The 6,550-nt window shown below is 53.1% G+C and carries 4 protein-coding genes and 2 tRNA genes; 1 reads left to right on the top strand and 5 read right to left on the bottom strand.

The window, feature by feature from the left end; genetic code table 11:
• Nucleotides 1–107: 107 nt before the first annotated feature.
• Nucleotides 108–1,265, bottom strand: coding sequence for a DNA polymerase IV (locus Q0482_RS08125; protein ID WP_299145320.1), 1,158 nt, complete (start codon nt 1,263–1,265; stop codon nt 108–110).
• A gap of 146 nt (nt 1,266–1,411) precedes the next feature.
• Here Q0482_RS08125 and Q0482_RS08120 point away from each other — a divergent pair, with 146 nt between their 5' ends.
• Nucleotides 1,412–2,530 carry a M20/M25/M40 family metallo-hydrolase gene (locus tag Q0482_RS08120; RefSeq protein ID WP_299145318.1) on the top strand — a complete coding sequence of 373 codons (1,119 nt, stop codon included), beginning with the start codon at nt 1,412–1,414 and terminating at the stop codon, nt 2,528–2,530.
• 590 nt (nt 2,531–3,120) lie between these two features.
• Here the strand turns inward: Q0482_RS08120 and Q0482_RS08115 are convergent.
• The 4 genes from Q0482_RS08115 to Q0482_RS08100 all read right to left on the bottom strand — a co-directional run bounded on the left by Q0482_RS08115 (nt 3,121) and on the right by Q0482_RS08100 (nt 5,974).
• Nucleotides 3,121–3,486 (bottom strand): metalloregulator ArsR/SmtB family transcription factor, encoded by a 366-nt coding sequence (locus Q0482_RS08115; protein WP_291056909.1) that lies wholly within the window; start codon nt 3,484–3,486, stop codon nt 3,121–3,123.
• 265 nt (nt 3,487–3,751) lie between these two features.
• Nucleotides 3,752–5,047, bottom strand: a complete 1,296-nt coding sequence (locus Q0482_RS08110) for an ArsB/NhaD family transporter (RefSeq protein ID WP_299145317.1) — start codon at nt 5,045–5,047, stop codon at nt 3,752–3,754.
• A gap of 720 nt (nt 5,048–5,767) precedes the next feature.
• Nucleotides 5,768–5,841, bottom strand: a tRNA-Gln gene (locus Q0482_RS08105).
• Nucleotides 5,842–5,898: 57 nt separating this feature from the next.
• Nucleotides 5,899–5,974, bottom strand: a tRNA-His gene (locus tag Q0482_RS08100).
• Nucleotides 5,975–6,550: the final 576 nt, after the last annotated feature.

The following is a 6,550-nucleotide window of genomic DNA, read 5'->3' as shown; positions in this document are numbered from 1 at the left end:
GCCGGGTCTGGGCTTTCACCAGACTATACTATACACGCCGAACTGGCGCACAACCCAAGAACCCTCGGCCCTTAGGGCCGTCAATCTTAAGAACCTTTTCCCACCGGCTACTTCTTCTCTTCCAGCCAGAAGCCTTTCTGCAGGGCTTTTCTGCCGAAGCGGGCCTGGATTTCGTCCATGGCTGCGGCGGCCCGGTTTCTTTTATCCCGGTTTTCAGAGAAGAGGGAAGCCATGGAGAGGGGCGGGCCCAGGCGGGAGGCGGTGACGCCGATGAGCCGTACCCCTTCGGTGAGGGAAATTTTCTTAAGGAGCTCTGCCGCATAGCTATAGATTTCCTCCTGGAGACTGGTGCCTTCTTCAAAGGAAAGGGAACGGGTTACGGTACGGAAGGAGGCAAACCGGATTTTCAATGTCACCGTGCGGGCGGTGAGGCCATGTTTTCTGAGCCGCTGGGCCACCACATCACTGTGGATAGCGATTTCCCGGTCAATGACCGAAGGATCGGAAATATCATTCTCGTAGGTAGATTCATCGCCGATAGATTTGATTTCCCGATCCGCCTCCACCGGCCGGTCGTCCACGCCGAAGGAGAGGCGCTTTAAGACAGCGCCCTGGTTTCCCAGAATGGCAGCCAGGTCTTCCATGGATGCGTCCTGGATATTTCCTATGGTCTTAAAGCCAGCCTTCACCAGCCGACTTTCGGTCACCTTTCCCACGCCCCAGAGGCGGCGCACCGGCAGGGGCCTGAGAATAGCCCTTTCCTTTCCGTAGGGGATGATGAAAAGGCCGTCAGGCTTATCCATGTCGCTGGCCATTTTGGCCAGAAATTTATTGGGTGCAATGCCCACCGATGCCACCAGACGGGTTTCCTCCAGGATTTCACTCTTGATGGCCCGCCCGATGGCCCCCAGGGTGGGGTACTGGCTTCCCATGGCGGAAATATCCAGAAAGGCTTCGTCAAGGGAAATGGGCTCGTAGGCATCGGCATAGTGAAGCATGATTTCATGGATTTCATCGGATGTTTCCTTGTACACGGAAAACCGGGGCTCTGCAAAAATGCCGAAGGGGCAGAGCTCCCGGGCTTTGGAAACGGGCATAGCGGAGTGAACGCCGTACTTCCTTGCCTCGTAGGAGGCAGTGGCCACCACACCCCGGCGGCTCTTCCCGCCTACAATGACAGGCTTTCCCTTCCATTCCGGATGGTCCCGCTGCTCCACCGACGCGAAAAAAGCATCCATGTCCACATGCATAATCCATCGTTTCATCACAGCACCTCCTTTCCTTCATCATAGGGGAGCATAAACCATCCGTCAAGTTGGACTCTTCCTGCCGGGGCCATTATAATAGGGACAGGGCATGGGCCCTATGAAATTTTGACAAAGAGGTGCTTTCTATGGTCAATGAAGAACGAATGCGAAAGACTTTTACAGACCTGGTGAAAATATACGCTCCCAGCAAGGGGGAGCGGGAGGTCTGCGACTACCTGAAGAAGGAATTAAAGAAACTGGGCGCGTCCCGCATTGTGGAGGATAATAACGGCTCCGTTAACGGCGGAAACTGCGGCAACCTTATTGCCACTTTCAATGGGAACGCGGAGGGACTTCCCTCCATCGCCCTCACCGGCCACATGGACTGCGTAGAAAACTGCAAAAACATTGAACCGGTGCTGGAAGGCGGCGTTTTCCGTTCCAAAGGGAATACCATCTTAGGCGGCGATGATAAAGCCGGCGTCACCGCTATTCTGGAAGGGCTCCGCCTGATGAAGGAAAATTACATCCCCCATGGAAAAATCACCGTCATTTTCACGGTGCAGGAAGAAATCGGCCTCTTCGGTTCCAGAAATATCGAGGAAGAGTACATTAAGGGCATTGACTTCGGTTACACCCTGGACGCCGACGGCCCTGCAGGCTCCGTCTTCAACGCCGGCCCATCGGAATACACCCTGGACTTCATCTGCCACGGCGTAGCTGCCCACGCAGGCATGTGTCCCGAAAAAGGCACCAGCGCCATCGCCATGGCAGGCCTTGGCATTGCCGCCTGCCCCAACGGCCGAATCGATGAAGAAACCACCTGCAACCTGGGCACCATCGAAGGCGGCACCGCCGTCAACATCGTGGCGGACTACTGCGCCGTCCACGGCGAAGCAAGGAGCCGCAGCAGCAAAAAGCTGGAAAAGGTGGTGGCAGACATGGAAAATGCCTTCCGGAAGGCAGCAGAAAAATTCCCTCATGGCTCTCTGGAAATCAAAAAAGAGAAGGCCTATGATGCCTTCACCGTGAAAGAATCGGATCCGGCCCTCCGCCTCTTCAAAGGCGCCTGCGCTGCTGCCGGCTTCCCGGTGAAAATCGCCCCCAGCGGCGGCGGCAGCGATGCCAACTGGTTCGGCACCAAGGGCTTCCCCTCGGTTCTCGTAGGCGTAGGCATGACTGACTTCCATACCAGCAAGGAAAACCTGAAGGAAAAGGACCTCTACGATGCCGGTGAGCTGGTGTACCGGATCATTGAAGCGGAAAGTCACTTCGGGAAATAATGAGGCAATACGGCGCTTGGCTGTATTCCCGAAGGTTGACGCCCGCTGACGCGGGCGAGGTTGAGCCAGCCGCCGGGCCTGCGGCCCTGGGCTGACAGGGTTCTATCCGGGACCGGCTGGCGCCTCCCGGATGGGTTGAGTGCCTTCGGCACAGGGAGTTATAAAGTACTGTGGAGGTCCTGCATAGGACCTCCAAGTCAGCCGAAGTTGGCCCATAGCCTGCCCATAAAAGGGCCTACCTTTTAGTCGGCTGACCGTGTCGCTGGCGAGGTACGGCGCCTGCGGCGCCATTTTATGTGCCGCTTCGCGGCAGTTTTTCCGCCGTTAGGCGGTATTTATACTGGCACCGGCAGGTGCCCACATCGCCAGCGCAGCGGTGCTATATAACTACCCTGGGCGGCAGCCCTCAAACTGTCCGGAAGGCGAAGCCGATTCCGGACAGAACCCTTGGGGCCCAGGGCCAAAGGCCCGGCGGCCCCATCAACCCTCACGCCCGTAAGGGCGTGTCAACCTTCGGGAATACAGCCGCCCACCGAAATCACATAAAAAAGCCATCCCCCGCGGGATGGCTTTTTTGGCGTCTCATTGTATCAGTTGCCGAATTCGTCTTTTCCACCCACCTGCTGGGGCTGGACTTTCACGTACTTGATCTGCTCGCAGACGCATTTATCCTTCATTTTATAAAGTTCCGGAATGAATTCCATGAGCTTGTTGAATGTATCATCATTAATGGAATACTTGGTCCAGAGACCTTCTCTTCTGGCATTGACCACCTTGGCTTCGATGAGAATCTTCATGTGGTAGGACAGGGTGGACTGGGAGAGGGTGAAATTGGAGAGAATGTCGCAGGCGGACATTTCGCGGCAGGACAGCATATCCACTACCCGAAGACGGGTCTCGTCGGAAAGCGCTTTGAAAATAGTGGCAAACTCCTTATAACTTGGTTGGAAATCCATGATTAACCCCTTTTCTAAATAGATAGTTTATCGTTTTATTATACAGGCATAGATATAAACTGTCTCTTCTCCGCAGCTGCCCGGCCAGCACGAATCGACACATTTAAATCTATTTTTGCCTATTCTATAACACATCTGTATTTTTGTCAATCCAATTTCATCGATAAGGCACAAATTATTCCTATTCCCTTTTACCCATGAGAAAAGGCCTGCCCTGCGGCAGGCCCCTTCCGGTGGATTATATAAGGATCAGCCCTCTTACAGATTACATACCGGCCAGCATGAAGTAACGGACTTCAATGTAAACACTGGTTACGATGAGGGACATAATCATCAGCGGGAAGCACCATTTCATGAAGGTGCCGAAGGAAATGTTATGTCCTTCCTTGGCTGCAATAGCTACCATAATAACGTTCGGGGAAGCACCAATCATGGTACCGTTGCCGCCGAAGCAGGCACCGGTTGCCAGAGCCCACCACATGTAGTCTGCATGGGGCAGGTTCATAAGGGACTGCATATCCTTAATCAAAGGAATCATGGTTGCAGTGAAGGGAATGTTATCAATGAATGCGGAAGCAATACCGGAAAGCCAGAGAATCATGTAGGTAATGAGGTGGTTGTCTCCGTTGGCCAGAGCCACGCCCCAGGATGCGATGGCGGTAATAACGCCTGCATTTTCCATGCCGCCTACCAGGATGAAGAGGCCCATGAAGAAGAACAGGGTATCCAGATCCACTTCCTTCATCGCTTCTTCCGGATTCACATGGCAGGCCAGCATGGCAACTACGCCGCCGGTCATGGCAATGGTAGCGGACTGCAGTCCGAAACGGGAATGAAGCACGAAGCCTACGATGGTAAGGCCGAGGACGATGAGGGAACGCTTGAAGATCATCTTGTCTTCCACAGCAGACATGATATCAATGGCATCGATCTGTTCCTTGGGAAGGTGTCCATGGGGCAGCTCTTTTCTGAAGATGAAAAGGATGCCGATGAGGGTTGCTACGATGGTGATGACAACCACAGGAGCCAGATTGAGAAGGAAGTCATTGAAATCCAGATGGGTGGCAGAACCGATCATGACGTTCGGCGGGTTGCCGATCATGAGCGCCGTACCGCCTACGTTGCACATAAGGATTTCAGAAACCAGAACCGGTACCGGGGAAATCTTCAGCATACGGCAGAGGGAAATGGTCATAGGAGCGATCAGAAGGGCTGCGGTGACGGAATCGATAAGGGATGCCCCTACGGCGGTTACACAGGAAAGAAGAACCAGAAGCTCTCTCGGGGAGCCCTTGGACTTCTTCATGGCCCACAGGGCCAGCACCCGGAAGAAACCGGATTTCTTTACCACGGAAATCAGAATCATCATGCCTGCCAGAAGGCCCAGGGTATTCCAGTCAATGAATTTCCCAAAGGCCTCGGACTGCGTTACATACCCCGCATAAATCATCGCGCCGCCGCCAACCAGCGCGCAGATGGTTCTCGGGAATTTCTCAGACATGATTCCCACATAGGTGAGACAGAAGATAATGACGGCTAGATAGAATTGAAATGTAGTCATGAAACCTGAACTCCTCTCACTGCCCTGAAACGGGTCGTAGATTTTCATTGGGAATGAGGGACCGCGTTCCTCCGGACCCTTCCTTTTCCGGAAATGCGGAATGTGTAATCACGACGTCCCCGATGAAGAAACACCACATCGCTTGATAGTTTTATTCTAACACAATGCATGGAAGAAATAAATAATACACCTTGAAGAAGATGCAAAATAACCTATAAAATTTAGTTTATGATTATCATAAATCATTTTTATTACTTATGCCCTCTATGGAGTTGGAAGGGACGATTTTTAGAGAGTCCAGCCCCTTTTGCGCCCTTTGGGCGCAAAAGGGGCTGCGGCTTCGCCGCAGGTTGTGTAGAAAGGTTGTGTAGAAGGGTTCTTAAGATTGACAGGGCTTTCACCCTGAGGGTTCTCAGGTTTGACAGCGGCTTTGCCGCTGAGGGTTTTGGTATCGCCTGACGGCGATGAGTATAAATGCTGCCTTCGGCAGCAAAAACCACACAACCTCGCTCCCCTCGTGAAAAAGCGTTTTTCCCCCTTTGGTGCCTGCGGCACCACCTTTACCCCACTTCGTGAGGGCCAGGGACACCCAGCCCCGTGCCATATGGACCAGCCGGGAAGCACAGCAATAAAACGTAAGCGGTCAGCGGACAGCTGACCCTGCCCCCATTTTTCCCAAGCAAAAAATCCTGCAGACCTTCATCTGCAGGATTCATGAACTGGCAGGGGTAGGTGGAGTCGGACCACCGATAACGGAGTCAAAGTCCGTTGCCTTACCGCTTGGCGATACCCCCATATGACGGAGCCGGTGAATTTCTTCATGCCTTTTCCGGATTTTGGGTAAAAAAAAATGGGGCGAGTGGTGGGGCTCGAACCCACGCATAACGGAGCCACAATCCGCCGTGTTAGCCGCTTCACCACACCCGCCACATATAGAGTCATATGACAGGCGTCATATGACGTTGTTTATTGTACCACATCCCCATGGGCCCGTCAAGAAATTCTTTTTGGGTGCAATGGCAGCTGCGCTTCGCGCGCTGCAGTTTCCTGTCCGACATGGCACCATTGCGTTTCATCGGGACAGGAAACTTTTCGTCTATAGTTTCCTGTCCGGCATGGAACCATTGCCTCTCATCAGAACAGGAAACTTTTTGCCTATAGTTTCCTGTCCGACTTGGCGCCATTGCTTTTCATCGGGACAGGAAACTTTGGGCCTATAGTTTCCCATCCGACTTGGCACCATTGCCTTTCATCAGGACAGGAAACTTCTTGCGTATAGTTTCCTGTCCGGCATGGCACCATTGCGTTTCATCGGGGCAGGAAACTTTTTGCGTATAGTTTCCTGTCCGACATGACACCATTGCATTTCATCGGGGCAGGAAACTTCTGGCGAATAGTTTCCTATCCGGCATGGCACCATTTCCTTTCATCGGGGCAGGAAACTTTTCGCCTATAGTTTCCCATCCGACTTGGCACCATTGCCTTTCATCAGGACAGGAAACT

The sequence above is a fragment of the uncultured Dialister sp. genome, assembly GCF_937959425.1.
Classification (GTDB): domain Bacteria; phylum Bacillota; class Negativicutes; order Veillonellales; family Dialisteraceae; genus Dialister.
The sequence above is the reverse complement of the archived record's forward strand: the minus strand, read 5'-3'. Positions and strand labels throughout refer to the sequence as shown.